Raw genomic sequence first — 244 nt, 5'->3', positions numbered from 1 at the left:
TGACCATGGCGGCGGCTGTGGTGAAGCCAACGGACAGGCCCTTCTGGCAGGCGGCCAGGCCAAGGGCGAGCGCTATGTGCGTCTTCCCGGTTCCACTGGGGCCGAGAGCGATGACGTTCTCGCGGCGCTCGATCCATTCGCAGCGGGCCAGTTCCAGAACCTGCATCTTGTTGAGCTTCGGGATGGCGGCAAAATCGAAACTGTCGAGACTTTTGACGACCGGGAATTTGGCTGCCTTGATACG

Annotated in this window: 1 protein-coding gene; it reads right to left on the bottom strand. The window is 61.5% G+C overall.

The genetic code is table 11. The features are described 5' to 3' along the window. Positions 1–244 (bottom strand): ATP-binding protein (locus V6766_RS25575; RefSeq protein WP_448471045.1); only part of this gene is annotated, 244 nt, incomplete at both ends.

Source organism: Martelella sp. AMO21009 (assembly GCF_053484295.1).
This window is presented reverse-complemented; position numbering and strand designations above follow the sequence as displayed.